This window comes from Rhodococcus sp. ACS1 (assembly GCF_002300155.1).
Classification (GTDB): Bacteria; Actinomycetota; Actinomycetes; order Mycobacteriales; family Mycobacteriaceae; genus Rhodococcus_F; species Rhodococcus_F koreensis.
Window position 1 is genome coordinate 448,478 of sequence record NZ_NSDZ01000006.1, and the last position, 24,156, is coordinate 472,633.

Genomic DNA, 24,156 nt, shown 5'->3' on the forward strand with positions numbered 1-24,156 from the left:
CGGATCAGGGGTGACCACGGCCTACATCGAACCGGCCCCACCATCTTGCGCGACCGGCGCGCCCGCTGCTGGAAATCGGTGGCCTCGGACCTCGCCCCTGCACGAGCTGCAGGCGATGAAGAACCTACATTCGTTGCAGCGAGGCCACGATCTTCACCTGTAGCTCCACCTCTGTGAGTGTCTAGGCGGCCATCATCCCCTCTACTACTGGGGGGCCGAAGGCTTCGGCTACTGCGCGGATGTTTTGCATTACTGCGGTCCGCACCCGAGGTGAACCACCTCGACACGGTCGACGGGTTCAGGTGCGCCCGCTTGCTCACCGTCGCCTGATCCCACTCGTTGGCTTCCATTCGTGCTTGCACGTCAGAGCTTCAACCGGCGCACACGTCGTTGCACTGGAGACCGCTGACAGCAGATTCCTTCAATCGCCGGACCGGTAAGAGTGCCCGTCTGTGCTGGTTGGGGGTCGCACACTGCCTCCGGTATGAATCGAGAAGCAGTGTCTTGGATTCGAAGGAAATGAGACGGCTGTCCTGATGCATTGCTCGTCGCGGTTGCTGCTCTGTACCGGCGTTTCGGTCGATTCGCGCACGTGTGCGAGGCGCACCGCGACGAGGATCGTCGAGGTCTTCGATCCGCTCGTTGACCCCGCCTGTGGGCGCGGCGGAGGATTTTCTACATGACGCACGATGAAGAGTTGCTGCACATCGACCAAGTCATAGACCGCCTCGATTCGCGCTTCCCGGACCTGCCCCGGGAGAGCATCGAACAGGTGGTGCGTTCGGCGCACGAGCACTTCGCGACCGGGAAGGTGCGGGACTTCGTTCCGCTTCTGGTCGAGCGGCTCGCCCGAGAGAAACTTCAGGGGCTCGTCCCCGTCGTACCCGTCGAGCCCGAGGCGGCGCCGAAGGCCGGTTCCGAGGTGATGAGTTCCGAGGTGATCGCGCGCCGCAGGTCGTGGGCGGGCTGGCTGCGAGGCTGGTACCCGGACACCCGAATGCCGATCGCCGCGGCGGCCACGGAGTAGGCGTTCCCGGCTCGGCTCGGCTCGGCTCGGACCTGATAGTCCGATCCGGATCACCGGTCCTCGAGGTCGTGTCCGTCGCTGAAGTCGAGCCGCCCCTCGTCCAACGCGCCGAACGGGCGCCCAGTCCCGGCCCAGGTGCGCATTGGCGGCGACCTCGTCGCCGTAGTCCTCGACGACCGTGCCGGGCAGCCGGGCGATCTGGTTGCCGCCGGCACCGCCGCGGAACCACACCTTCGAGCCGACCGTGAATCGGCCTGGTGCGCTGCTGTTCGGATGGTCGGACGCGGCTGTCATCCTTGCATGGAGGAGGCTCGCCGGTTGCTTAGCCGCCACCACGTTCGCGGGGCCGCGGGTGGCGGATTGTCCGACCTGGGCTCCTGTAGGGGGACGAACCCGGCTCCGGACAAGGGCGTGGCTCTGCCATGAGGCAGGGAGCACTGCGGGCTGCCCCTGACAAGGGGGTTCTGGTCCGTTACAAAAGGAACAAGAGGCGGGCTCAGGGGTCCGGGAGTGTCGCGCGGACGATCAGAGGTGTACTGGGAGCACCAGGTGGCGATCGAAGCACTCGGCCCCGAGTCCATCGCGGGTGCCAAATCGACGACGTCCAATGAACAGACGTCGATCAGTGAAGGACTGTTTTCCTCGGGAGCGGGTATTCCCAGGCAGCGTGCCGCCGAGCCCGAGTGTCTCGGACAGCCGGGTAATCCAGAGCGAGAGGGAATCCGGGACGATGCGGGAACAATTCGACGAACAGCTCGAGGAGATCAGAAGTGACCTCGTCGAGCTGTGTGCCCTGACGGAGGTTGCGATCGATTGTGCCACGCGCGCCCTGCTCGATACCGACCGCGACGCGGCCGACCGGGCCGCAGAGGTGTGTGCAGACATCGACACCCGGGGCCGGGAGCTCGATTATCGCGCGCTCACCATGATTGCCCGTCAGCAACCGGTGGCGCAGGATCTGCGGGCGTTGATCAGCGGGATACACAACATTGCAGACCTGCGGCGGATGGGCAGCCTGGCCGCGCACATCGCCGAGGTGGCGCGGCTGCACCACCCCGTACCGGTCGTTCCCTTCGAGCTGCGGGGCATCATCTCGGACATGGGCGTCGCGGCGACGGCGCAGGCCGCGGCAGCCCGGGAGGTCGTGCGGACCCGAGACGAGGCGACGGCGTTGGACTTGATCTGGGCGGACGAGCGAACCGACGAGCTGCTCCGCAAGCTGTTCGCCGCGACCAAGGGCGACGACTGGCTGTACGGGGCCGCGTCCGCGGTGAACATGACGCTGCTCGGTCGGTTCTATGAACGGTTCTGCGATCACACCGTCGAGATCAGTCGCCGCGTCATCTTCGTGATCACCGGAGAACTTCCCGACGAATGACTAGTCGGGCTGGTGGGTCCTCGGGTCGGGCTCGTGCCGGGTTTCGCCGGTGGCCGGGTCGGCCTGGCCCATCCGCTCGAGGTGGGCCTTGATCCATTCGGTGGTGTTGAATCGCGCGGGGTACTCGACCGGTATGTCGGTCATGGTTTGCCTGCTGTCGTCGATGGGTGTGGGCATCGGAGCGCGGCGGCGGGGACCATTGAACCGCCGCCGATCGCTGTGGTCGAGGTGGGGGGCGCCGGTGATCAATACCGCACCGGCGGTGAGGAATCCGTTGGTGGTCACCGCGATCAGGATCATCGCCGGCGCGGTCAGGGCACCGATCCCGAACACCAGCGCGGCCCCGGACACCGCACCCAAACGCCAGGCAGAGCACCCCCGCCGACACGGTCACGAGCCCGGCCACGCTCACCCGCCCGATCCGGTAGCGCGCACGCACCGCGGCCGTGCGGGTCGCGGATGTGGTGGGCCGGTGGGGTGGTCGGTGCCGCGCGCGGCCCGTCACGGGACGCGGGGATCGTTCTCGGCGCCAGGGCGGGGAAGCGGCCGCCCACCGGTGACGTCCTCGACACGCCGGTGAGGTCGGTCGTGGACGGGTGCCTGTCCGGGCGAGGGTTCGGGATGGGCTCAGCGAGTGGGTGTCGGGGCGAGGGAGTCGTCATCAGCGGGTGACCATCCGGTTGATGTGCTGGGTGCGTCACCATCGTATGCGGCGTGGAGCAACCACCGCGTTTCCGGGAAGTGAGGTCGTCGTGACTTCTCGGGGCGGACGACCCGACCGCCATCGATACTGCGATGGTCGAGCAGCGTTGCGTCGTGGGCGGTGTCTTCGTCCTCGGCGGCTGGGTTGCTCCCGGAATGGGGGCACTTCAGTCCCGGTAGGTCGGGGCGGGTGGATCGGGGGGCGGGCCGAGGGCGGTCAGCCAACGTCGGTAGAGGGTCGTCCACGTCCCGTCGGTGCGCATCCGCTCGAGGGTGCCGTTGACCCGGTGCACCAGATCGGTGTTGGTCTTGTTGATGCCGACGCCGTACGGCTCGAATTCCAGTGCGGGACCGCCGATCTCGAAGGTCGAGTCCTGGGCGGCGAGGCCCTCGAGAATGGTGTCGTCGCTGCTGGCGGCGTCGGCCTGACGCTGTGGGAGGACGACCAGGCAGTCAGCCCGGAACCGTACCGGCGAATGACCCCCGCCTGGGTGTTCATGGTCTGTTCAATCCCCGTTTCCGCTCGGGACACGCAGCCGCCGAGATCGAGAGCGCAGGCTTTGGGGTATGAACACTGCGGAGGAAGTGCGCCAGCTGTCGCAGGTCGCGGTACGGTTGCTGAACAAGTTCCCGGCCGCATCGCGGGAGGCGGTCGGGACCGCGGTGGGCGAGGCGGTCGCCCAGTTTTCGGGATGCCCGATTCGGGATTTCGTTCCGTTGCTCGTCGAGCGTGCGGCGACGGTGAAGCTCGGCTCGTTGCTCGCGGCATGACTTTTTGACGTGATGGCGGAGGACCCGCGACGCATCAGCTCTCGACTGACCACCCGGAAACCGGTTACCGGTCACTGCCACCGGCCCTGCGGGGCCGTGCGAGGAACCCGCCACCCTGCCTGGCCCGGATGGCGGGTTCCGTTGTTCACCCGTGCCCGCGCTCGACAGCGAAGACTTCTCGCTGCGGGAACGGCGGTGCGGGGGCCGCGAACGTCGGCGAAGACACCGCCCTCGTTGACGTCGTGACGGTGGGTCCGTCGCGGCCGCAGCCAGGCTCGGCTTTCGCTTTCCACGGGCTTCCGGACGCGGGGGCGCCGTCGAGCGCCGTGGTTGCGGTGCTCGACGGCGCGGCCGTGGGGTTCAGGTGTTGTTCGCGGTCCGTGGGGTGGCGTTGCGGGCTTCGATGGCCTTGACGGTGTTGTCGAACGGCTTTCCCAGGACGCGGGTGCCGATGACGCCGAGCACGGCCCCGAGTGCTCGTCCTTTGAGATTCTTGCCGTCGCGGACCACGACGGCGTCGACGTCGGTGGTCCCGTCGGGCATCGGGGTGAGGGTGTAGGTGTGGCCGGACTTTTCGCCCCACAGGTTGGAGTCGGTGGTCGTCATGACGATGCGGCGGGGGTCGGTCCAGTCGTAGTGCAGGCGTTCCCAGGCCCCACCGGAGCCCTCGGTGACATCGGCGTGGTCGGTACCGAGTTCGTGCACCTGCAGGTAGTCGTCGGCGCTGTTACCGAATAACGCCTGGCGGCCGGGCCCGAAGTCGGTGAGCGCGTCGAGGAATTGTTCCGGGGTGGCGGTGGTGGTCTGGTGGAGGTGGATCGTGGACATGGCGTTCTCCTTGGAATTTGTGCAGGTGAGGGGTAGACCGGTGGACGGGGTCAAGGGCAGTTAGGCGGGCAGCTCCGCTCCGGCCTGTTCGGCGACCATGTAGGCGGCGTACCAGTCGGGCCAGTTCGGATCCTCTGCCCCGGTGCGCTTCTCGTGTTCGCCGTGAGCGATCGCCGCGCGAATCAACGCGCGGGTCAGGTCGGCGGTACTACTGAATGTGGTGGCGGTGGTGTCGGTCGTGCTCATGATTGCCTTCTTGCCGTGTTCTGAAAACGGGGTGACGTACGGATGCGAGGCCGTCAGACCCGTGTGGGGGAGCAGCTGGTCGCCGCTGGCACCCCGCGACAGGGCGGCTGCGCTACAGCTGGGTGCTGCTGCTGGTCCAGCCGTCGAGGAGGATCTGGTCGAGGATGGTGGTTTCGGCGCGCCGGTCCTGCCGCTGGTCACGCTGGCGGTCGTGCTGACGTTGCTGCTGCATGTCGTTGTCGCGGTCGAGCGGGTTGTCGTGGGTGACGGCGGCGGCGACGGGCTGCGCGGGGGCCGGTGCGGCGGTGGTGGCGTTCGCGGCGGCGATGGGGACGAGGCCGACTGCGATGGTCGCGGCGGCGACGGTAGCCAGGCGCTTCCAGGAGGAGGTGCTGGTGGCGGAACGGGTGATCGGGTGAAGCTGTGTGGTGCTCATGCTGATCGGTGGTCCTAGTTCGGATGCCGCGGGCCCAGCGTCTGCGGCTATTCGAACGGTGTCCGGAAGGGCCGGGAACGTTACGCCGACCACCCCCAGATCTGATGTGATGCGCGTCACTGACGCGGCGGCTGCGTGCCACCGTCGGAGCTATTGAGGCGGATCGGGGTCGATGTACCGCAGCGAGGTGTGGGCATTGAGCAGCCAGGCCCCGCCCTTTGCGGTGTCGCCGATGGGAAATGGACGGGTGCCGTCGGTGCGGGTGCATGCGGCGAGCGCGGTGAGGGTCTCGCCGTGGGTGCACCACAGGGTGCCGGTGAGGTCGATGCTTTCGAGGGCGGCGCGCAGAACTTCGGCCGCGGCGTCAGGGGCGAGCAGCGGGTGCTCGTGGATGGGAAGGCCGTGGGCGGCAGCCAGGGGCGCGAGGGTGTCAAGGCAGCGGGTGGTCGGGCTGCAATACAGGACGCGCAGCTCGACTCCGGTGAGGGTGTCGACGAGCCCCCTCGGCCTGTTCCTGGCTGAGGTCGTTGGGCGTCGGGCCCACTCCAGCTCTGCTTCGCTATCGCGTGGGCGTGCCGAAGCAGGACGAACATTGCAGGGCCTTCCCTCACGAGTGGGTGTGCGCGGGCCAGCTCAGGCGCCGGGATGAGACGGATCGTGACGATTCGCAATGCCGGGATGTGGGGTGCGACGGGGCGCCCGGTGTGACGGACTCCGGCGATGTTCACCGACCGGTTGCGGCCAGGTCGCCCCGGCGGCATACGGTGGACATGCTGTGGCTGCCGCGCTGCTCGGGGGTGGTGCCGTCGCAGTTCACTTGTCGGCCTGGGGAGTTGCCGTGGAAGTGCTGGCTGTTGTCGTCGTCCTCGTCGTCCTCGTCGCCGTCGTCCTGATCGTTCCCGCGGTCTATCTGTTGCTGTGCGCGGTGATCCTGGCCGAGCAGCGCCGCCTCCACGGTCAGCAAAGTGATCGACTTACCGCGAAGACCCTGGCCGATGCGCGAGACGTGACTCCCACTCGGCCAACGCTCCGGAGGCGTCCGCGTGCCGTTCCGGGGATCCCAGAGGTGGGCGGGCCCCGATGGCGAGATCCACCAGAGCATGGGCGACAGTCAGCACACTGAGATGATGACGGTGCGCGACCCGGAGCAGTTCGTCGAATGCCTCGGTCGGGCTGCAACGGCGTAATGCGATCAGGATGCCTTCCGCCACCGACAGCGTCTCCCGCCCATCCCTCGCATGCTGGACACCCACCCCGGCATGCCCGGTGCTCGGGTGAGGTTCGGGCACCGACGTCATGGGCATCACCTCCCCGAGGTGGCGGCACTTCCCGACGAACGATCGAGCTGGTCAATCGAAGTTGGCGTACCCGAGCACGGTGGCATTCACACCTCACCGGAAAGGTCCGCCTGCGCAGTGTCGGAAGCATCCCGCCGTGCCTCGGCGGTTACCTCTCGATCAGGGTGGCAAGCTTGGCGGTCGCGGTGCGCTCGATGAGCAACGGAACGAAATCCCGGATGCGACCGCCCTTGAAGTGCGCGACGGCTTCTTCCACAGCGGTTTCCACCACCTCCGGCGAGGCGGTCGGGAACTTCGTGAGCAGCCGTGTGGTGACCTGCGAGACCTGGCGTGCCTCTTCCGCGGAATTCATACTACGAATTGTTCTTGCCCACGACCTCCCAGGTCAATCCAGCACCGGGGGTCTGTGATCAACATATCTCCGGGCGAGAGTGTCGTCCGCTGCCCGGCGGTAGTCGTTCCACGTTCATCATTCCGAAAATCGGGTACTGCCTGGGCATGGACAGCGCAGAGGGTCGGGACGACGCCGCATGGAACCGCCGGGTCCGCGACGAAACCGAAACCCAGCGACTCGACCGCAACTGGAGCAACCTGCTGCAGGAGTTGCGGGTGGTGCAGACGAGTGTGCAACTCCTGACCGGCTTCCTGCTGACGCTGCCGTTCCAGCAGCGTTTCGAGGAGCTGTCGACGCCCAGGAGGTGATCTACCTCGCCACCGTCGCCCTGTCGGTCACCACGACGATGACGCTGGTCGCGCCGGTCGGCATCCACCGACTGCTGTTCCGGCAGCATGCCCTCCCGACCCTCGTCGCGACCGGACAGCGACTGGCGATCGGCGGCATCGCCGTCCTGGGCCTCGCCCTCGTCGGCGTGGTGCTGCTGATCTTCAGCTTCGTGGTCGACATGCGCAGTGGGATCATCGCGACCGCGGTGGCGATGCTGATGTTCTTCGGGTTCTGGATCCTGCCGTCGCTGCTCGCCCGGCGCTCTACCGGAGATCGGCAACCACACGAATCGGTGTGAGGGCAGACTGGACTCATGGTGTCGACGCAGCGTGAGCGGGAAGACAAGTACGACGTGGCCCAGGATTTCACGCTGCCGGATCTCGAAGGGGTGATCCCGGCCGGTGGCCGGATCGACACCGGTTCGGTGAACCTGACCAGTGTCTACTACGACACCGCCGAGCGGGATCTGCTCCGCCAGCACCTCACCCTGCGCCGCCGCACCGGGGACACCGACACCGGGTGGCAGTTGAAGGTGCCCGCCGGCAAGGCCCGCACCGAGCTGTCCCTGCCGCCCGGCGAGGGGGACACTGTTCCCGACGAGCTGGCCACCCTGGTCCGCGGCATCGGCCTGGGCAAACCCCTGCACCAGGTGGCGGCGCTCTCGACCGTCCGGCGCACCCACCGCCTGTACGACCGGGATCAGCAGTTGCTCGCGGAGGTGGCCGACGACCTGGTGCAGGCCACCGTCGCCGGGGACGTCGCCGTGGTCAGCGAGTGGCGGGAAGTGGAAGTCGAACTCGGTGAGGGCGGCGATAAGTCCCGGCAGGCGATGGTGCTGACCAAGGTCGGCAAACGTCTCGCCAAGGCCGGTGCCCGGCCGTCGCCGCATGCGTCGAAGCTCGGCCGGGCGCTCGCCGGCACCCACCCACCCGGCGCCGACACGAGCGGCACGGCGGAACGGGCACTGACCGAGTACCTCGACGCCCAGGTCCAGGCGATCGTCGCCGGTGACGTGTGGCTGCGCCGCGGGCTGGACCCGATCCATTCCACCCGGGTGGGCATCCGACGGTTCCGCAGCACCCTACGGGTGTTCAAGAACCTCTTCGACACCGAGGCGCGCACCACGCTGGATGCCGAATTGTCCTGGTACGCCGGTGTGCTCGGTGAGGTGCGGGACCGGCAGGTGCAGCGGGAACGGTTCGCGGAGAAGGTGGCCGCCCTGCCGAGCGAGCTGGTGATGGGACCGGTCGCCGCCCGCATCGAGGGTGATCTGCTCGCCGAGCAACACCGCCACCTCGCAAAAGCGATGGAGGCCCTCGACGGCGACCGCTACCGGGCCCTGATGGCCACCTTGGCGCGGTGGCGCACCGACCCGCCGTTCACCGCGCCGGCCGATTCTCGTTCCGTCCGGAAGGCGACACGCAAGGCCGGGCGTAAGGCGAACACGAGACTGACCGCCGCGGTCGCCGACACCGACGACGCGGCGCTGCATCGGGCGCGCAAGGCCGCCAAGCGGGCCCGCTACGCCGCCGAGCTGGCGAGACCGGTCCTCGGGAAGAAGAAGTCCAAGAAGAAGGCCGGCAAGTACAAAGAGATCCAGCAGGTGCTGGGCGAGCACCAGGATTCCGTCGTGGCCACCGAGACACTCCGCACCCTGGGTGCACGCGCCGGAACCACGCCGGGCGAGAACGGGTTCGCGTTCGGACTGCTGTACGGACTCGAACTGCAGGCGGCCCAGCGGGCGCGGGCGGATGCCGCGCGTCTTACCAGCTAATCCGCTCGCGCGGTGACTCTCCAGGCCGTACACATCGGCGTCGGAGCGGCAGTTCGGTGGTCGGGGTGACCTCGCCGGGCCGGTAGCCGTGCATGTGGGCCACGGCGTCGGACCATTCCCACCGCTGTCCAACCAGGAAGAACTGGAGGTTTCCCACCCGCTGCGGTTCGCCGCCACCGAACACCTGCTCTGAATCCACGCCCACTTCCAGCGCATCGATAGCCGGAGAGTTGCGTGGGCCGGATGGCCGGACCCGGCACCCTTGGCTGCGCGGCGAAGGGGCGAATCCCTTTGGTCGCAGGGCCGACCGGATGGGCAGTCGTGGCATTCGACTGTGTGCTGGTGGCGCCCATTCTGAGGTCGAGAGGCACACACAGGGTGGGCACCCCGACGTTCTGGCGGTGGCGGGAGTTTTGTCAAGAAGCTGCGACCTCAGTAATGTTCTGGCAAAGTGCCGGAACCTCCGGCGTACGAATACCCGCCGGGAAGGCGGTCAGAGATATGAGATTCCGAGAGCTCGTTGCCAGTGGTGTCGGGGTCCTCCGGTTGGCTGTCGATGCCGGCATCGCTCTCACATCGATGCTGGTCGCCGTTCCGGTCGCGTTTGTGGTCGGCGAAGCCGTGACGATCGGGCGGAAGATGCGAGGCCAGCGACCGCCCGCCGTGCCACCGGACTCGACGACTCACGATCTCGGGACGGTCGTCACATCCCGGTGACGAACTGGAAGGCGGCTGTTTATGCTCTGGGAGCGGCAGCTGAATAGAAGGTGGGAGCGCATGACCGAGATGAGCGAGAAGACACCGGAACTCGGAGATGCGTTGCGCGTCGGTGCCCGGGTCCTGGTCCGCAGGCCGTCGGAGACGGCGGCGACCGGTGCGGTCGTCGAGGACTACGCCGACCTGATTCATTCGCAGGACCGGGGCCACGACTGGGCGCCGGTGCACCGGTGGGCGGTCGCCCTCGACGACGGGCGACTGGTGTTCGTCGACACCGATGACCTGACCGTCGATCCGTCACCGGAATCTCCGGGCGTGAAATAAGGCATGGCGGCCGAACAGTAGTACAGGTGACCGGCCGGCCCGACGCCGGTGCCGCCGGTCCCGGGTTTGCGGCAAGGCCTGTGGTGCACCGCCGGTCACCTCGCGGGGAGATGCGACCACTGTCTCGGCCAGCGCGCGGCGCGTCTGGCCCTCATCGATGGCATAGGGCGCGGGGCGGTCCCGCCGGGGATCTAGACCCCGACAACTGGGCCGCGGTGGCAGCATGAGATCTGGTAGCGCTGGAAGTGGGTCGCGCCGATTCGAATCTTCGCCGACAAGGGGCGAGGCCGACGCGATGCACACGCAAGCCGTGTGAGATCTGGATCCGATCGAAGGAGCGCCAGGAAGATGACAACCATGCAGTCTGTCGTCGCCGACACGTTAGGCGAACCGTCCGAGGTCCTGCACCTGCAGACCCGCCCGATTCCTGAGCCCGGTCCCGGCGAGGTCCGGATCCGGGTGACAGCGGTCCCAGTCCATGCCAGCGACCTGCACACCATCCGCGGCAGATACGGATTCACCCCGCAGTTCCCCGAAGTGCCCGGAATCGAATCCGTCGGCGTGATCGACGAACTCGGCAGCGGCACAGACGGTCTGACCGTCGGGCAACGCGTCATCACGATCGGAGTCACGGGCACCTGGCAGGAGTATGTCGTTGCCGATGCCGAGAGCGTGTTGGCTGTTCCCGCCGGCATGAGCGATTCCACGGCCGCCCAGATCCTCGCCAATCCGCTCACCGCCGTGATCTTGACCGGTGACGAACTCGATGTTCGACCGGGTGAATGGCTCCTGCAGACCGCAGCCGGTTCCACCGTGGGCCAGTCGGTCATCCAACTCGGAGCGCACGTCGGCTTCAAGACCCTCAACGTGGTCCGCCGTCGATCCGCTGTCGCGGACATCCTCGCGCTGGGGGGCACCGCGGTGATCTGCACCGAGGATGAGGACCTGCGCGACCGGGTGACCGACATCGCCGGCCACGACGGCGTGTCCAAGGCGATCGACTGCGTCGGCGGTCAGGTCGGTGCGGACGTCTCGCGTGCGCTGGTACCGCACGGTGAGCTGATCGTCTTCGGGGCGCTGTCCACGCACCGGCAAACCGATCCCGACAAACTCACCATCCCCATCTTCGCGCGGTCACTGATCTACGAAACCAAGACCGTTCGGGGGTTCTGGCTGCTGCGCTGGTTCACCGAGACCCCGAAGGATCGGATGGCCGCAACGATCGCCCGGACACTTCAGCTCGTCGACAGCGGCGCGTTGCGCGTGCCCGAGGGTCAGCCGATCCCCGTCGGAAAGTTCAGTGAAGCCGTCTATTTGGCCGAAGCTCCCGCACACGGGGGCAAACCGCTGCTGGTATTCGAACACTAGGAGTCACTGGTGCGGACGAGGATGCGCCCAGCAGTGATCGGCCCGACCCTCGCGGATGTTCTGCCGAGTCGAACCGCACTCATCGAGAACTGTCTTGGACAACATCCAGCGCGGGCAAGGACTCCGCGCCATCCGGTGCACCGCACGCTGGCGGCGGCACCGCCCGGATCAGCGTGTCGACACTCGCCGGCCATCCTCCCGCCGCCGTGACGCCATGTTGTGCCGATACCGTGGGTACGGCGATCAGCCCGGCACGGTGATCGCCCGGTTGTTCCCGTGGATCACACCACCGGCCCAGCGAGGCCGTGCGAGGAGCCCGCCACCTGCCTCCGCGAGTGGCGGGCTCCGTTTCAGCGGCCGCCCCGAACACGGACTCGATCGCACCCGGTCATCCGTCGTTCCCGAGATGGGGAACTCGGTCAGTGCGGGGAGTCGGAGCAACGCTGCTGAGCTCCCGGTCGCGGTCCACGATTCACACAGCTGCCTTGGCGGTCTTCCCGTCGGCGGAAGGCGGGAGGATCCCTCCTCGCCGAACACAAGCGCGACGATCACCTGTGAGCGCGCCGTGCCCGTCGTGTCCACACCGGCCGGAGCTGCCTAGACCATGTGGTGCTCAATCGGGGCCGCCGCGGGCACCGTGGCGGGTGTTGTTGCCCCAGCCGCGATGGCCGCGTCGAGTGATCTGCTGGCGGCGCGTTCGACCAGCAGGGGGACGAAGTCCCGGATCCGGCATCCGTCGAACCGGTGATAAGCGGTGTTGACCTTCTCGTCGACTAGCTGCGGGTCGAGGAACTGATACCGCCGGACCAGTTGTGCGCGCACCGCGTCGAGATGCTGCCTTTCGGTGACGTCCATGACGAAAACTGTCCTCCTGCGCTCTCCCCGTCGGGCTGTTTCTCACGGGTCCATCTGGTGGAACGGGCTGGCCGTCGGCGCCGAGCCCGTGGGTTGTCGGGTTGACGTGTCGGTCGGTGGGCTGCGGCGATGTGTCGCTGGATCGCAGCGTCGCCGTCTCGGTTGATCCCGGATTTTCGGACCGTCTGGGTGCGCGCCTCTGGCCGGAGGAGGGCGCCCTGTGTGAGCAACTTTCCGAGGCTCACCACCCGGTCGCCCGGCTCACGGCACGCTATCCGGAGCTCCGGGGTGTCGATCGGAACTGGCCCGGACTCATCCGGACCTCACCTGCGGCGGGGTGTTGGGGTGTGTTCGGCCGGGGACAGTGCCACGGTGGTCACGCTTGCGGGGAGGCCGATCCGTGGCCATTCGGCGGTCAGGGCCACCCTCGGTGCCGGTGGCGAGACCGGGAGCCAGTACATCGGCTGGGTCCGGTACCGGCATGTCCCCGCGGTGGACTCCTGCCGATCCGGGTGGTGCAGGTACGGGTCGGCGACCGCGAGGTAGTCCGTCCCGGCCCACACATCCAGATACGACCACTGCGCCGATGGGTCCGCGGGGTCGGTGAGTGGCCGGGTTTCGTGCTGGGCCCGTTCGGCTGGGTGGCCCGTCGCGGTCAGGGTCAGGTGCACCGCGAGACCGGAGGGATATGCGATGATCCGCGACAGGTTCAGGGTCAGGTGGGTGTCCGCGGACAGTTGCAGGCGACCGTGCACCTGGACACCGCCGCAGGGCGGGGGTGCGGTCGCGGGCCAGCGGAGTCTGCGCACCACCCCGATGGTGCACCTCCACCACGGTCGCCGCAAACACCCCTGGTAAGACCCGGTTTACGCGGGGTAGCACTGTCGTTCACCGTGCTCGGTGATTCGGCGGTGACCCGCGGTTCATCTATATACTTTGTGCTGTCAAAAGAATTCGACGGGGAGTTGGTATCCGATGAAGGAGACCGGCGAGGAAACCTCGAATGAGGACGGTGCGGGCGCGTCGAACGGTCATCTGTCCTCGGACGATCTTGCCGGCGTGGTGGAGGCGCTCACCGGAGAACGTTTGACTGTGCGACGGGCGCCAGGCAGTCCGGGCGGGTCGACCACGCGCACCGGACTGCCGCTGAGCCGGATGCGAGTACGAGAGGAGCTGGGCGAAATCGATTCCACAGCATTGCGTTTCGTCGTCGACGAGTCGCGGTCCTTTCTGGTTGACGAGGGGTGGGCTCACCCTCGATCGGGACGAGGTAGCAGCGCTGCCCGGTCGACGGACGGAGGTGGCGGCACTGCAACTGATGGCGCTGTCGCTGCGGGGGAGTGCCCACCCTGCCGACCTGGAGTGCATGGGCCAGTGTGGCACTGTTCGGAGCGACAGCACCGACCGTGTTCCACTGGCGGATCGTCTCGCGTACGAATATCTCTGCGTCGGTCAAGCTCGCGGTGCTGCGGTGGCCAGCTGCCCTGCCGGAAGTCATGACGCCGAACCCCCAACGACGCGCAGACCACATTGGTCGGTGCTCAAGCGGTTCAGAGTCTGGATGAGTGCCTCACGAGCAGGTGTTTCTTCATCCGATCCGATCGCGGCCTCCGCGACGGCTCGAACGGGAAGTCGCCGGCAAAGTTCCGCGACCGCTTCTTCGACTTCGGCATCAACGCTGCGGCCAGTAGCCCACGCGCAGGCGAGCACTGCAATGTCGCGCAGCTGGTAGGCGTCTCTGGCGAAAAGCGCGTAAGGCAGGAGGTCATCGAAGACCGCTGACAGGGTGTCGATCGGGGATTCCTCGGCCGCCTGAAGCGGGAGGAGATCGGCGAGTGCACGCGCGTCGGTAAGGACCATCCGTGCGGTCCATACCTCCGGGTCCGGCTGCGCCAGTGTAAGTGTCGTGCCGTCGGTGCAGTCGATGACTGTCGCGTTCCAGGCGCCGGCGTCGTGACGAAGGGTGCCGTTGCCGCGAACGTCGTCCAACACTGCGAATGGCAGGAGGCTTCCGGTCACGAGCGCACGTTCGCTTGCCTGGACGATGCACTCCTGGAGCGTGAGCTGGTGCCGTGACGGCAGAACGACGATCCCGTTGCATGCGCAGTCTACCGCGGCGATGCGTCGTCCGCCGCGGTAGGCGGTGAGTTCGGTGAGGTCGGTCTCCTGCTGTTCAGCCAGGATTACAGTCAGCTCGGGGACCTGTGTGGCAAGGGCCTCCACCGCTCGCGCGGAGCTGCCGTCGGCTTCCACGGTGTAGCGGACTTCGAGGCCGGTCTCGGTCGTTGTCAGCGTTGGTCCCGTGACCCTTGGTGGTTCTGCCTCGACCTGCGGGGCAGTGCCGGACGGGGTCAGGCATGTTCGCTGTTTCGGGGCGGTCACTGTGTCGATGGGAAGCGGCGGCGTGCAGGGTGTGCGTCCCAACTCTTCGGACTCGAGGGCCACGACCAGCTCGGACACTGAGGACCGTGGGCCGGTGATGACGATCTGGCTCCGCGTGGTGGATTTCATGGTGCTCCAGGTGGCGGGGGTTCTTCAGGCCCCGCTGGGCGGGGCCGACGATGGCGTGGTCGCGGCGACTCGGTGATTGTCGATGACCAGGCGTTTGCAGCGTGAGGCGCTGCGCTTGTCTGCAGCGGCTCACGCTGGGTTGTCTCTGCGGTGCCTACCTGTCGGTTGCGGTGGGGCTGTGCGTAGCGGCGCCGGCAAGGACACGACCGAGCCAATCGCTGCGGGTCTGCCGGGCGATCTGGGAGAGCGCGGCGTGCGGGAAGAGTGCGTCGAAGCCGTGGAATCCGCCGGCCCAGACGTGCAGATCGGCTTGGCCGCCGGCGGCCAAGATTCGTGTGGCGTAGGTGACGGCCTCGTCTCGGAAGACCTCAGCCGAGCCCGCGTCGATGTAGGTGGTCGGGAGGTCGGAGAGGTCGTCTGCGATAGCCGGCGAGACGCAACTCGGGACAGGCCCGTCGCCGATATCCGCGAGCACTGAGTGCCAGGCGAAAGCGTTCGCGTCGCGCGACCAGATGACAGGTCCGTCGAACTGGTGGCTCGAGGCGGTGTTGTTTCGATGGTCGAGCATCGGGCCGATCAGAACCTGGGCGGCGATGGCGGGACCCTTGCGTTCGCGGGTGAGCAGGGCAGTGCCGGCGGCAAGTCCGCCCCCGGCGCTGGTACCGGCGATCACGAGCTTGCTCAGGTCGATACCGAGATCGGTGGCGTAATCTGCGGTCCAGATCAGGCCCGTGTAGCAGTCCTCGACGAGCGTCGTGCCGGAGAACTCGGGTGCCAGGCGGTAGTCGACGGAGACGACGACCGCGCCGAACCTGGTGAGCCAATCGAGCGGAATGTCGATCTGGGAGTAGCGGTCGCCCATGATCATTCCGCCGCCGTGGAGCCAGTAGACGCAGGGTGCGTTGCCGTCGGTGAGATCGATGCCGATAGGTCTGAGGATGGTGACCGGGATCTGGGTGCCGTCGAAGCTCGCGATCGAGATTTCCTGACGGTCGACGGGGAGATGACTGGCGATGGCGGTTTCGGCGGGAAGGGTCGCGTAGGGGCGGATCATTTCGAGGGTCTGCTTGTCCGGCGGCGGTGTTTCCGGCATGGAGAAGAGAAGATCCTGGAGTTCGGGGTCGAGGGGAGGGTGGGGGAAGGTCAAGTCTGGTTCCTGGGGTGCGGGTTGACCCGCGTTGGTGCTGTTGAGTTCGGAAGGCGCGGAGAATTTTTGGTAGTCGGCCTTGCCTCGGACGGGGATGAGGTCGCCGTAGGTCGGCTCGCCGGCCAGGATGTCGGCGAACTGTGCGACGATTCCCTGAGCTGCCTCTCCGGCGAAGATCCGGTGGTGGTCCTCCTCGGTCGTCCAGCCCTCCTGGACCGTGACGACGTCAGGGTTGGCGGCCGAGCGGCTCACCAGATACAGAACGCACCATTCCGTGGCGGCCGGGTTGCCCTCGTCGAGGCCCGTGAGCAGGAGCTCGACCAGTTGGTCTCCCATGCCCGGCTTTGCGGTCATCGTGCAGGTAAATCCGTAGTTTGCGTTCATGACTCAATCAAGCCAGCGCATCGAGAAAATTCGTAGACCGATGCTCTCCACCTCTTGCCCATTGTTACGACAGTTGTGTCGGGCGCCTCGTTTCGCCCACGCCGCAGAGGAATAGGCAAGCATCGGAGCGCAACGGTCTACAGCGACGGAGTTCGGTCTCCTTGAATGGAAATCAACCGAGCACACTCGGCAATCGAAGAGGTGGTTTACATGCAGATCGCACTCGTCACCGGTTCCAGCGCCGGCATCGGCCAGGCCACGGCCCGACAACTTGCCAAGCAAGGCCTCGGTGTCATCACGACCTACCGGTCCCACAAGAGCGAGGGCGAGGAGACCGTCGCGAAGATCGCCGCCGAGGGTGGCTCCGCGGTCGCGCTCCCGCTGGACCTCGCCGCCATATCCAGCATCGACGAATTCGTCGCCCATGTGAAGGTCGAGGTGGCGTCCCGCTGGGATGCTTCCGAGGTGAACTACCTGGTCAACAATGCGGGCGTGGGTGGTCCCGCGATGTTCGCCGACATCACCGAGGAAACTTTCGACCACTTCCACAACGTGTTGTTCAAAGGCCCGTATTTCCTGACGCAGAAACTTCTTCCAGTGCTCGCTGATGGCGGAGCGATCGTCAACACCGGCAGCACCGCGGCGCTCCCCAACCGAGTGAACCCGGGCTACTCCGCCTACGCCGCGCAGAAGGGCGCGATACACACCGTTACCGCATTCTGGGCAAAAGAGCTCGCTGAGCGCGGAATCCGCGTCAACAGCGTCGCGCCGGGAACTACGAGGACACGAATTGCCGACGACGCCTTCACGAAGATGCCCGAAATGCTTCCGGCCATCAGCCACGCGTTCGCTCTGGGCCGGGTCGGTGAGCCCGAGGATATCGCAAAGGTCATCGCGTTCCTGCTGAGTGATGCAGCTGCGTGGATCACCGGGCAGGTGCTCGAGGTGTCCGGCGGCGAGCGGCTCTAAAGCCTCTTCCGGACCCGAAAGCCCATGAGGAACCACCGCCAGGCGCGGTTGACTCCAGAACGCCAACTGCCCTGGCGCCGACTTCGAACGTCATATGATCGGTTCAGCAGGGATTTCGAGAACAGGAACATCACGTGAGTATCGAAGAGATCCGCAGACTGATCACCGCTCACGCGCACAAAGAAAACCTAGGGCTGCCCGGCGTCCGGATCAACAGAATCACCGACCCCACAAAACCAACTCCGTCGATCGCCGAGCCAATTCTCGCGTTCTCGATGCAGGGTGCGAAGCGAATCGCGCTCGCCGACAGAGTGTATGACCAGGTACCGGGGACCTTCATGACCGTTGCGGTCGATCTCCCGATAACGGGCGACTACGTTCGAGCTTCCCGTGCCGAGCCCTACCTCGGTTTTGCACTCGAACTTCGTTCGTCGTCGATCGCCGAACTACTTGTGGAGGCGGCCTCGGGCCTCCCCGGGATACTGAAGCCCCCGCCCCCCGGCATCTCGATCAATCCGGCGACCTCGGAAATGCTCGTCGCGGTCGCTCGACTGCTGGCTCTGATAGAACGGCCGGTCGACGCACCAGTCCTCGCACCACTTCTCGAGCGCGAGATCCTGTGGCGTGTCCTGTCCGGCCCTGCCGGACCAACGGTGCGCCAGATCGGCCTCAGGGACAGCAGCCTGACCTATATCGGTCGTGCTATCCGGCACCTGCGTTCCAACGCATTCGAACCGATCCAGGTCGAGGAATTGGCGCAGCTGAGCGGGATGGGCATCTCGTCGTTCCACAAGCAGTTCCGCGCGGTTACCGCGATGAGCCCAATTCAGTACCAGAAGCGAATTCGCCTCCAAGAAGCACGACTTCAACTGTTCAAACGTCCGCACGACATTGCGGCAGTAGCACATTCCGTTGGTTACAGCAGTGCTTCTCAGTTCAGCCGGGAGTACCGTCGCGAGTTCGGTGTTGCGCCGAGTGTCGACGCACTGAGAATGCGTCAGGAAGGTGAGGCTACAGCCTGACCTGGCACGCGACTGGTCCCTCAGCGGCCGGCGTCAAAAATCGACGGGAGGATGGCAACGATCACCGCGGTAATCAGCACTGCACACGACCAGCGGAGTCGCCGTGGTCGGATCGATCCCGATCTGCGCCGCCACCCGGTCTCGAATGTCGCTCGTGGGTTATCCGCCACCTTCTATCAGGTCCGCGGCCGCGACCAGTTCGGCGGCGATCCTGCGGGCCTCTCCTGGTGTCAGGCGTGGCCGGAACTCGGGGTGGTCACCGACCTCCCAGGTCATTGAGACGCCGGGTCGACGGTCTGCCTCTCGGACGGGCGTGACGAAGCAGAACGACGATTCGATGCCGTCTTCGTCCAATGTGAGGTAATCCAGTGCTGCGGTCAGTTCGATGCAGTCGCTGCTGTCACCCATGCAGGTGTGGTCCGTGCGCCCGCGGGCGTCCTCGTTGGTGCACCAGGGTGCGCATTCGGTTCCGGTCGTCTGGTTGGTGTTCATGCTTTCGATCCTCCTCCCGTGACCGTTCGCCTGTCGCGGGTATCGCCGCAGGTGTGGTGGTCGACCATGATGACCCCGGCCTGCCGGTAGCTGTGGATGACGGCGCGGTTGAGTTCGACCAGCGCCCGGTCCTTCCACGGGGTGCGGTCGGAGCTGGTGTCGATGTTAAGCCTGGCGGCGATGTTAAGCCTGGCGGCGATGTCCGGGAGCATGTTGTAGCGGTTCTCGCCGGAGAAGTTGCGGGCCCCGACCTCGGTGCTGACGTACCAGCCGCTGAGCGGGGAGCACGGGTAGATCACCCCGCCGATGTTCGAGGTCCATGTTCGACACGGCGGGGACGGCATGCCATTTGAGGCCGAGGTCGCCGAACCAGTCGTAGTCGGGGTGGGTGATGTCGACCTCAGCCGGAGGTCGGCGGGCACGTCGAACCGGTGCAGGGGCTCGTCGGGGGTGGAGATCAGCAGCGGGAGAACTTCGAAGGCCGTGCCGGCGCCGTGCCAGCCCATCCGTGTCACGGTCTCGGTGATCTCGAGGTGGGCGGGATCGCCGATGATCCGGCCGTCGCGTTGCCGGTAGCCGGCGTAGCGGATCAACTACGGGCTGAGAATGCGGTACTCCCGCCCATCGGGGCGCGGCGGCGGGCCGATCGTGATCACCGACTGCAGTGCGCTGCCGTTGCGGCAGTGTGTCGATCGGATGTAAGCAGTCCGTGAAGGACCTTTCGCGGACTCGTCCCGTCGCTCGGTCCATCGGTCAGGAGTCGATAAGGGATCGGTAAGGGTGGGGGCGGATTCTTGGATTTGTCATTCCGCCCCGTTTTGAGGAGTTTCCGCCATGTTTACCCCCCGCATCCGCCGGTTTGCCCGTTCGTCGATGTTGCTGTCGGTTATCGGCTTGTCTGTGTTGGGTGGTGTCGGCGCAGCGAACGCGGCGTCGGCCGACGCGCCGCGCCACACCGACGACGTCTACATCTGCTGGTATGACGACGGTTATTCGACCACATATTGGATCTGCTGATACGGCGTGCCCTGCATTACGTCCGTCCCGGTCCGTTGTTGGACCGGGACGGACGTTGTGGTGTGTGGGGGAAGGGTTTCGCCGTGCCCGATCGGCCGCGGTGGACGGCACTGCGGGAGGTCGTTCACTCACGCCGTGGTGGCCTCCTCGACGTCGCTGATGGTGCGCAACGGCTCGATGCGGAACGGGGAGTCGTCGGCGATGCCCTCGGCCTTGTAGGATCCGGCGGTCGTCGCGGCGAGGACGTTGTCGAAGGCGTCGGCCAACGTCCCGATCGACGGCAGCAGTGCCTGCAGGAACAGGGTCTCCTGGGAAGCGCAGGGCGCCGTATGTTGCGACCCCGATGTGATGAATAATGCTTCCGCGCAATGGGTTACCGTGCATCGCCCGCGCGGCGCAGGTGTGATTCTCCGCTCGCCGCGCGGAGGCGCTCTCTTTGGGCGTCGACACCTCCCCATCGGCGATCGTGCCGGCGAACGCATCGAGGACGAACGCGGTGTGCGCGAAGCCGGGCATCATCGGCACGTACGTGAAGTGGGCGACGTGGAGGGCGTCGGGCTGATCGATGCGGAAGTTCCGGTCGATCAGTTCCGGCGGCCGCGGCGCCGATGGCTCCGCCGCGGTGGTGCGGACCCTCTTCGATGGGGTGGCACCGCGCTACGCATGAGTCGCTCGACGGTGTGGCGGGCCATCTCGATGCCCTGATGGTGCAGGTGGTCCAGCATCTTTGGGCGAGTCGCAGAGAGACTTCGGCCTGCGTCGACTGCGCTTGCTACGCTCGACGTAGAACGAGGCTGGCGACGCGGTGATGGACGCGTCCCACAATGCACGCCTCGACAACGGACGGCTGCGCCAGGCGTTCGTGCATCCGCGCTCGGTGAGCACCGGGCGGATGGGTGCGACCGAACAGCTGATCGCGATGTTCGGCGATGAACCGGCGGATCACGTGTGTGGCGGGTAGCGTCCCGATCGAATAAAGGCGTTGCAGTCTTTAGTATTTCCATGGTCTTCGAGCTCGGCGTTCTTCCTCCGCAATGCCTGCAGTTCGGCGTCGGCCTCGGATGCCGACGCAGCAGGCATGCCGCCATCGGACGCTTCGGCCTTGCGGACCCACACCCGCGGCGTCTCCGTTTTCGGGGATATCCGCTCGGTGATCGTACGGTTCGCCTCGTGCTCGTCAGGTGTACCCGTCACGGTGCTCGAGGGCCAGGTGCACGGTCTTCTCCCGTACCTCGGCGCGGTAGACATTCGGCACAAGGATGACCTTCCCGAGAAGGAAGGTGTGCATCGAACTCGGGACGATTCATTGTGCCGAGTTCGGGGGTCTGCGTGTCGGTTCCGTTCTCGGCGCTCAAGAATTCGGTAAGGGTTCGATCAGGCCGGTCTTCCAGACTTTCTCTTGTCAGTTTCCCCCGACGAAGACAAAAGGAACGCCTGTTATGTTCATTCGTATCACCACCGCCGCCCGCACGCTGACCCTTGCCGCCGTGATCGGGGTGAGTGCCCTCGGCGCCGTCTCGATCGCCAACGCCGATACCGCCACTTCGCTCTCCGGCCAGGACGCGGTGTTCCTCGAGGGCATGGCCGATGAAGGGATCACGTTCACCACCGACGACGCCGGGGTCGGGCTGGCCCATCACATTTGCGGCGAATTCGCTGATGGCGCCACCTTCGAGGAGGTCGCTGCGGAGGGTCTGCAGCATTCGTCCCTGTCCGCGTACGACGTGGGTTACGTCATCGGTGGTTCGGTGTCGGTGTACTGCCCTCTGTACACCGACCAGCTGCCCGTCTGAGCCCGGTCCTCGTGCCCCCGTGCCGCCAGCGGTGCGGGGGGACGGATGGGTCTGTCCGCGATTTCGGTGGCGCGACGATCCGCCTCGGCACCCGTATAACTCGGATACCGAGTTATACTTGGTGGTGCGTTCGAGCGGTCTGCGGGTCGTCCGACGCACCGCTGTTGCTCGCGTGGCGGGCATGCCGACAGTCTTTGGTGCGTGCCATGGATCGGTTCACCAGGCGAGGTGGGGGCTCGTGTGGTAGCTGGTCCGTAAGGGCGGCGGTGACATCCACAGTGACCTCACGAGGACGAACTACTCGTGCACACCGGAAATGAGTGAGGCGGTCTTCCGTGATGGGCAGGGTGGGTGCGTGGGGATGAGCGAGCACGATCTGGTGCCGGGTGCGATGTTCGCCGGATTCACGATCGAGCGGGTGCTCGGTACCGGGGGGATGGGCACGGTCTATCTGGCGCGGCACGGGAGTCTGCCCCGGGGGGTCGCGGTGAAAGTTCTCGACGGGACCGCCGACGACTACATGCGGGCGCGGTTCGTGCGCGAGGCCGAACACACCGCGCGACTCGAGCACCCGAATATCGTGACCGTATATGACCGGGGCTGCGAGGGTGACCGGCTCTGGATCGCCATGCAGTACGTGGCGGGAACGGACGCGGCGACGCTGCTGCGCCGCGGCCCGCTGCCACCGGATCTGGCCGTCCACATCGTCGCCGAAATCGGGCAGGCCCTCGACTTCGCACACGAGCACGGCATCCTGCATCGCGACGTCAAGCCGGCCAACGTGCTGCTCGCCGGGCGACCGGCCGCTGGTGCCGGGGTGTGGCGGGTGTTGCTGACGGACTTCGGGATCGCGAAGAACTTGGACGAGACCCGGCGTCTGACCAGGACGGGCATGCTGGTGGCCACCCTGGTGTATGCGGCGCCCGAGACTTTGGTGGCGGGCGTCGAACCCGACCACCGCGCCGACGTGTATTCCCTCGGGTGCATGCTGTTCCAGTTGTTGACCGGTCGGCTCCCGTACTCGGGGTCGGCCGCTGCGGTGGTCGATGCGCATCTCAACCAGCCGATCCCGCGGCCGACCGTGCTGCGACCCTCTCTTCCCGACGCGATGGATCCGGTGATCCGGCAGGCGCTGGCGAAGGACCGCGACACCCGGTTCGACAGTTGCGGCGCCTTGGCGCAGGCGGCGCGCCGCGCCCTGTCGTCCCCCCGGCCGGCGCCCGGACCACGGGAGACCCGGACCCCACAGATGCCCCCGGTACCGGGCCGGATCCGCGCCCCGAGCCCTCCTCGTCAGGTCCGGGCGGCGGCCCCGCCGCGCCGGGTGCGAATCGACACTCCGCCACCGAACCGCGGTGTCGAGGGCGCCGGCCGGCCGGGCGCCACCCGCCCAGGTGGGCAGGCCGGACCGGTGCGCTGGTGGCGACGGACGACGACGATCGTGGTCGGTGTGCTTGCCGCGATGGTGGTCGTGGGCGCGGGGGTGGGTGCGGTCGCCGCCTATCTCGCGTCGCCGCACCCACCGACCGCCCGCACCCAGACCACGCTCGCCTTCACCGGACTGGCAAGCCCCCAGGGGGTCGCGGTCGATGCGAACGGGACCGTGTTCGTCGCCGATTCCAAGAACAACCGCGTTCTCGAACTGGCCAGCGACGCGACCACCCAAACGGTGCTGCCCTTCAGCGGGCTCGACGACCCGCTGGCGGTTGCGGTGGACGCCCGCGGGAACGTCTACGTCGCGGACACGGGCAACAACCGGGTCCTCGAACTGGTCGCCGGCTCCGCCACTCCCACCACGCTGCCATTCACCGGACTCGATGAACCCCTTGGTGTTTCGGTTAGCGACGGCGGAGACGTCTATGTCGCGGACGGGGGCAACAACCGGGTCCTGAAACTGGTGGCCGGGTCCTCGACACCCACCGCGCTGCCGTTCACCGGACTCAGCCGGCCCACCGATGTCACCGTGAGCGATGCGGGCGACGTCATCGTCCCCGACTCGCGGAACCATCGGGTCCTCGAACTCACTGCGGGGGCGTCCACCCCCGCCACCCTGCCGTTCAGTGACGGTCACGCACCGAACGCGGTGGCGGTCTCCGACGACGGCGATGTGCTGCTGAGCACCTTGGACTCCAACGACGTGTTCGAGCTGGAGTCCGGTTCGTCGGCCCCGACCACCCTTCCGTTCACGGGCGTCGATCGACCCGCCGGAATCGCAGCCGGCGACGATGGTCACCTCTACCTCTCCGACCTCGGGAACAATCGGGTGCTCGAACTGGCATAGGTTCTGGCGACCGAGATAGCCCCGCGGCCTGCGGGGAGCCACTCGGATCGACTGTCGCGCAGGAAGACTCCGATCCGTGCTCCATCCGGGGT

General features: G+C 66.7%; 26 protein-coding genes and 4 pseudogenes. 13 read left to right on the forward strand and 17 right to left on the reverse strand.

Annotated features, from left to right (window positions below; genetic code table 11):
• Nucleotides 1–679: 679 nt before the first annotated feature.
• Together CJ179_RS30595 and phoU are read left to right on the forward strand one after the other, a co-directional pair.
• A complete protein-coding gene (locus CJ179_RS30595; RefSeq protein WP_095863910.1) occupies nucleotides 680–1,027 on the forward strand; it encodes a three-helix bundle dimerization domain-containing protein in 348 nt (115 codons plus the stop codon).
• A 730-nt stretch (nucleotides 1,028–1,757) separates the two neighbouring features.
• Nucleotides 1,758–2,405: a phosphate signaling complex protein PhoU gene (phoU, locus tag CJ179_RS30605; protein ID WP_095863911.1), complete on the forward strand. Its 648-nt coding sequence runs from the start codon at nucleotides 1,758–1,760 to the stop codon at nucleotides 2,403–2,405.
• Here the strand turns inward: phoU and CJ179_RS30610 are convergent, their stop codons facing one another.
• Together CJ179_RS30610 and CJ179_RS30620 are read right to left on the reverse strand one after the other, a co-directional pair.
• A complete protein-coding gene (locus CJ179_RS30610) occupies nucleotides 2,406–2,756 on the reverse strand; it encodes a hypothetical protein (protein WP_179377691.1) in 351 nt (116 codons plus the stop codon).
• Between the two features lie 518 nt (nucleotides 2,757–3,274).
• A pseudogene (locus tag CJ179_RS30620) lies at nucleotides 3,275–3,562 on the reverse strand (transporter substrate-binding domain-containing protein); the annotation flags it as partial.
• 112 nt (nucleotides 3,563–3,674) lie between these two features.
• Here CJ179_RS30620 and CJ179_RS30625 point away from each other — a divergent pair.
• Nucleotides 3,675–3,878, forward strand: coding sequence for a three-helix bundle dimerization domain-containing protein (locus CJ179_RS30625; protein ID WP_095863913.1), 204 nt, complete (start codon nucleotides 3,675–3,677; stop codon nucleotides 3,876–3,878).
• A 360-nt stretch (nucleotides 3,879–4,238) separates the two neighbouring features.
• Here CJ179_RS30625 and CJ179_RS30630 read toward each other — a convergent pair whose 3' ends face one another.
• From CJ179_RS30630 to CJ179_RS30660, 7 genes are all read right to left on the reverse strand, one after another.
• A complete protein-coding gene (locus tag CJ179_RS30630) occupies nucleotides 4,239–4,706 on the reverse strand; it encodes a hypothetical protein (protein WP_095863914.1) in 468 nt (155 codons plus the stop codon).
• A gap of 60 nt (nucleotides 4,707–4,766) precedes the next feature.
• Nucleotides 4,767–4,952: a glyoxalase gene (locus CJ179_RS30635; RefSeq protein WP_095863915.1), complete on the reverse strand. Its 186-nt coding sequence runs from the start codon at nucleotides 4,950–4,952 to the stop codon at nucleotides 4,767–4,769.
• A gap of 112 nt (nucleotides 4,953–5,064) precedes the next feature.
• A complete protein-coding gene (locus tag CJ179_RS30640) occupies nucleotides 5,065–5,388 on the reverse strand; it encodes a hypothetical protein (protein WP_095863916.1) in 324 nt (107 codons plus the stop codon).
• Nucleotides 5,389–5,538: 150 nt separating this feature from the next.
• On the reverse strand, nucleotides 5,539–5,937 hold the full coding sequence (locus tag CJ179_RS30645; RefSeq protein WP_306454256.1) for a histidine phosphatase family protein: 399 nt from the start codon (nucleotides 5,935–5,937) through the stop codon (nucleotides 5,539–5,541).
• Between the two features lie 175 nt (nucleotides 5,938–6,112).
• Nucleotides 6,113–6,352 (reverse strand): hypothetical protein, encoded by a 240-nt coding sequence (locus CJ179_RS30650; protein WP_143548927.1) that lies wholly within the window; start codon nucleotides 6,350–6,352, stop codon nucleotides 6,113–6,115.
• 10 nt (nucleotides 6,353–6,362) lie between these two features.
• Entirely contained in the window at nucleotides 6,363–6,686 is a 324-nt protein-coding gene (locus tag CJ179_RS30655; RefSeq protein WP_179377692.1) for an ANTAR domain-containing protein, read from the reverse strand.
• Nucleotides 6,687–6,834: 148 nt separating this feature from the next.
• A complete protein-coding gene (locus CJ179_RS30660) occupies nucleotides 6,835–7,038 on the reverse strand; it encodes a three-helix bundle dimerization domain-containing protein (protein ID WP_095863918.1) in 204 nt (67 codons plus the stop codon).
• Between the two features lie 146 nt (nucleotides 7,039–7,184).
• On the opposite strand from CJ179_RS30660, the pseudogene CJ179_RS30665 reads away from it, so the two are divergent.
• Together CJ179_RS30665 and CJ179_RS30670 are read left to right on the forward strand one after the other, a co-directional pair.
• Nucleotides 7,185–7,708 (forward strand): annotated as a pseudogene (locus tag CJ179_RS30665) (DUF6328 family protein).
• Between the two features lie 15 nt (nucleotides 7,709–7,723).
• Nucleotides 7,724–9,184 (forward strand): CYTH and CHAD domain-containing protein, encoded by a 1,461-nt coding sequence (locus CJ179_RS30670; protein ID WP_095863919.1) that lies wholly within the window; start codon nucleotides 7,724–7,726, stop codon nucleotides 9,182–9,184.
• A 7-nt stretch (nucleotides 9,185–9,191) separates the two neighbouring features.
• On the opposite strand, the pseudogene CJ179_RS52945 reads toward CJ179_RS30670, so the two are convergent.
• Nucleotides 9,192–9,383: pseudogene (locus tag CJ179_RS52945) on the reverse strand (transcription antitermination regulator); the annotation flags it as partial.
• A gap of 578 nt (nucleotides 9,384–9,961) precedes the next feature.
• Here CJ179_RS52945 and CJ179_RS30685 point away from each other — a divergent pair.
• Together CJ179_RS30685 and CJ179_RS30690 are read left to right on the forward strand one after the other, a co-directional pair.
• Nucleotides 9,962–10,225 carry a hypothetical protein gene (locus CJ179_RS30685; protein ID WP_095863921.1) on the forward strand — a complete coding sequence of 88 codons (264 nt, stop codon included), beginning with the start codon at nucleotides 9,962–9,964 and terminating at the stop codon, nucleotides 10,223–10,225.
• 348 nt (nucleotides 10,226–10,573) lie between these two features.
• Nucleotides 10,574–11,593, forward strand: coding sequence for a zinc-dependent alcohol dehydrogenase family protein (locus CJ179_RS30690; RefSeq protein ID WP_095863922.1), 1,020 nt, complete (start codon nucleotides 10,574–10,576; stop codon nucleotides 11,591–11,593).
• Between the two features lie 597 nt (nucleotides 11,594–12,190).
• Here the strand turns inward: CJ179_RS30690 and CJ179_RS30695 are convergent.
• The 4 genes from CJ179_RS30695 to CJ179_RS30715 form a co-directional block, all read right to left on the reverse strand.
• Nucleotides 12,191–12,448 (reverse strand): three-helix bundle dimerization domain-containing protein, encoded by a 258-nt coding sequence (locus tag CJ179_RS30695; protein ID WP_095863923.1) that lies wholly within the window; start codon nucleotides 12,446–12,448, stop codon nucleotides 12,191–12,193.
• 323 nt (nucleotides 12,449–12,771) lie between these two features.
• Entirely contained in the window at nucleotides 12,772–13,257 is a 486-nt protein-coding gene (locus CJ179_RS30700) for a serine/threonine protein kinase (protein WP_179377703.1), read from the reverse strand.
• A gap of 685 nt (nucleotides 13,258–13,942) precedes the next feature.
• Nucleotides 13,943–14,830 (reverse strand): hypothetical protein, encoded by an 888-nt coding sequence (locus CJ179_RS51475; RefSeq protein ID WP_218834845.1) that lies wholly within the window; start codon nucleotides 14,828–14,830, stop codon nucleotides 13,943–13,945.
• Nucleotides 14,831–15,113: 283 nt separating this feature from the next.
• The gene (locus CJ179_RS30715; RefSeq protein WP_218834846.1) at nucleotides 15,114–16,490 is read right to left on the reverse strand and encodes an alpha/beta hydrolase fold domain-containing protein; all 1,377 of its coding nucleotides are present in this window, start codon (nucleotides 16,488–16,490) and stop codon (nucleotides 15,114–15,116) included.
• Nucleotides 16,491–16,700: 210 nt separating this feature from the next.
• Here CJ179_RS30715 and CJ179_RS30720 point away from each other — a divergent pair, with 210 nt between their 5' ends.
• Nucleotides 16,701–17,459: an SDR family NAD(P)-dependent oxidoreductase gene (locus tag CJ179_RS30720; protein WP_095864040.1), complete on the forward strand. Its 759-nt coding sequence runs from the start codon at nucleotides 16,701–16,703 to the stop codon at nucleotides 17,457–17,459.
• Between the two features lie 134 nt (nucleotides 17,460–17,593).
• Nucleotides 17,594–18,481, forward strand: a complete 888-nt coding sequence (locus tag CJ179_RS30725) for an AraC family transcriptional regulator (protein ID WP_095863925.1) — start codon at nucleotides 17,594–17,596, stop codon at nucleotides 18,479–18,481.
• A gap of 159 nt (nucleotides 18,482–18,640) precedes the next feature.
• On the opposite strand, the gene CJ179_RS30730 is transcribed toward CJ179_RS30725, so the two are convergent.
• Both CJ179_RS30730 and CJ179_RS30735 read right to left on the reverse strand, forming a co-directional pair.
• Nucleotides 18,641–18,973, reverse strand: a complete 333-nt coding sequence (locus CJ179_RS30730) for a hypothetical protein (RefSeq protein ID WP_095863926.1) — start codon at nucleotides 18,971–18,973, stop codon at nucleotides 18,641–18,643.
• Nucleotides 18,974–19,023: 50 nt separating this feature from the next.
• Nucleotides 19,024–19,650: pseudogene (locus CJ179_RS30735) on the reverse strand (nitric oxide synthase oxygenase); the annotation flags it as partial.
• Nucleotides 19,651–19,807: 157 nt separating this feature from the next.
• Here CJ179_RS30735 and CJ179_RS30740 point away from each other — a divergent pair.
• The gene (locus CJ179_RS30740) at nucleotides 19,808–19,990 is read left to right on the forward strand and encodes a hypothetical protein (protein ID WP_095863927.1); all 183 of its coding nucleotides are present in this window, start codon (nucleotides 19,808–19,810) and stop codon (nucleotides 19,988–19,990) included.
• Between the two features lie 128 nt (nucleotides 19,991–20,118).
• Here the strand turns inward: CJ179_RS30740 and CJ179_RS51480 are convergent, their stop codons facing one another.
• Nucleotides 20,119–20,256 carry a hypothetical protein gene (locus CJ179_RS51480; RefSeq protein ID WP_179377694.1) on the reverse strand — a complete coding sequence of 46 codons (138 nt, stop codon included), beginning with the start codon at nucleotides 20,254–20,256 and terminating at the stop codon, nucleotides 20,119–20,121.
• 542 nt (nucleotides 20,257–20,798) lie between these two features.
• Between CJ179_RS51480 and CJ179_RS51485 the strand changes: the two genes are divergently transcribed.
• The 3 genes from CJ179_RS51485 (at nucleotide 20,799) to CJ179_RS30750 (ending at nucleotide 24,064) form a co-directional block, all read left to right on the forward strand.
• The gene (locus CJ179_RS51485; protein ID WP_179377695.1) at nucleotides 20,799–20,951 is read left to right on the forward strand and encodes a hypothetical protein; all 153 of its coding nucleotides are present in this window, start codon (nucleotides 20,799–20,801) and stop codon (nucleotides 20,949–20,951) included.
• A gap of 478 nt (nucleotides 20,952–21,429) precedes the next feature.
• A complete protein-coding gene (locus CJ179_RS30745; RefSeq protein WP_179377696.1) occupies nucleotides 21,430–21,783 on the forward strand; it encodes a DUF732 domain-containing protein in 354 nt (117 codons plus the stop codon).
• Nucleotides 21,784–22,144: 361 nt separating this feature from the next.
• Nucleotides 22,145–24,064: a serine/threonine-protein kinase PknD gene (locus CJ179_RS30750; RefSeq protein WP_095864041.1), complete on the forward strand. Its 1,920-nt coding sequence runs from the start codon at nucleotides 22,145–22,147 to the stop codon at nucleotides 24,062–24,064.
• Nucleotides 24,065–24,156: the final 92 nt, after the last annotated feature.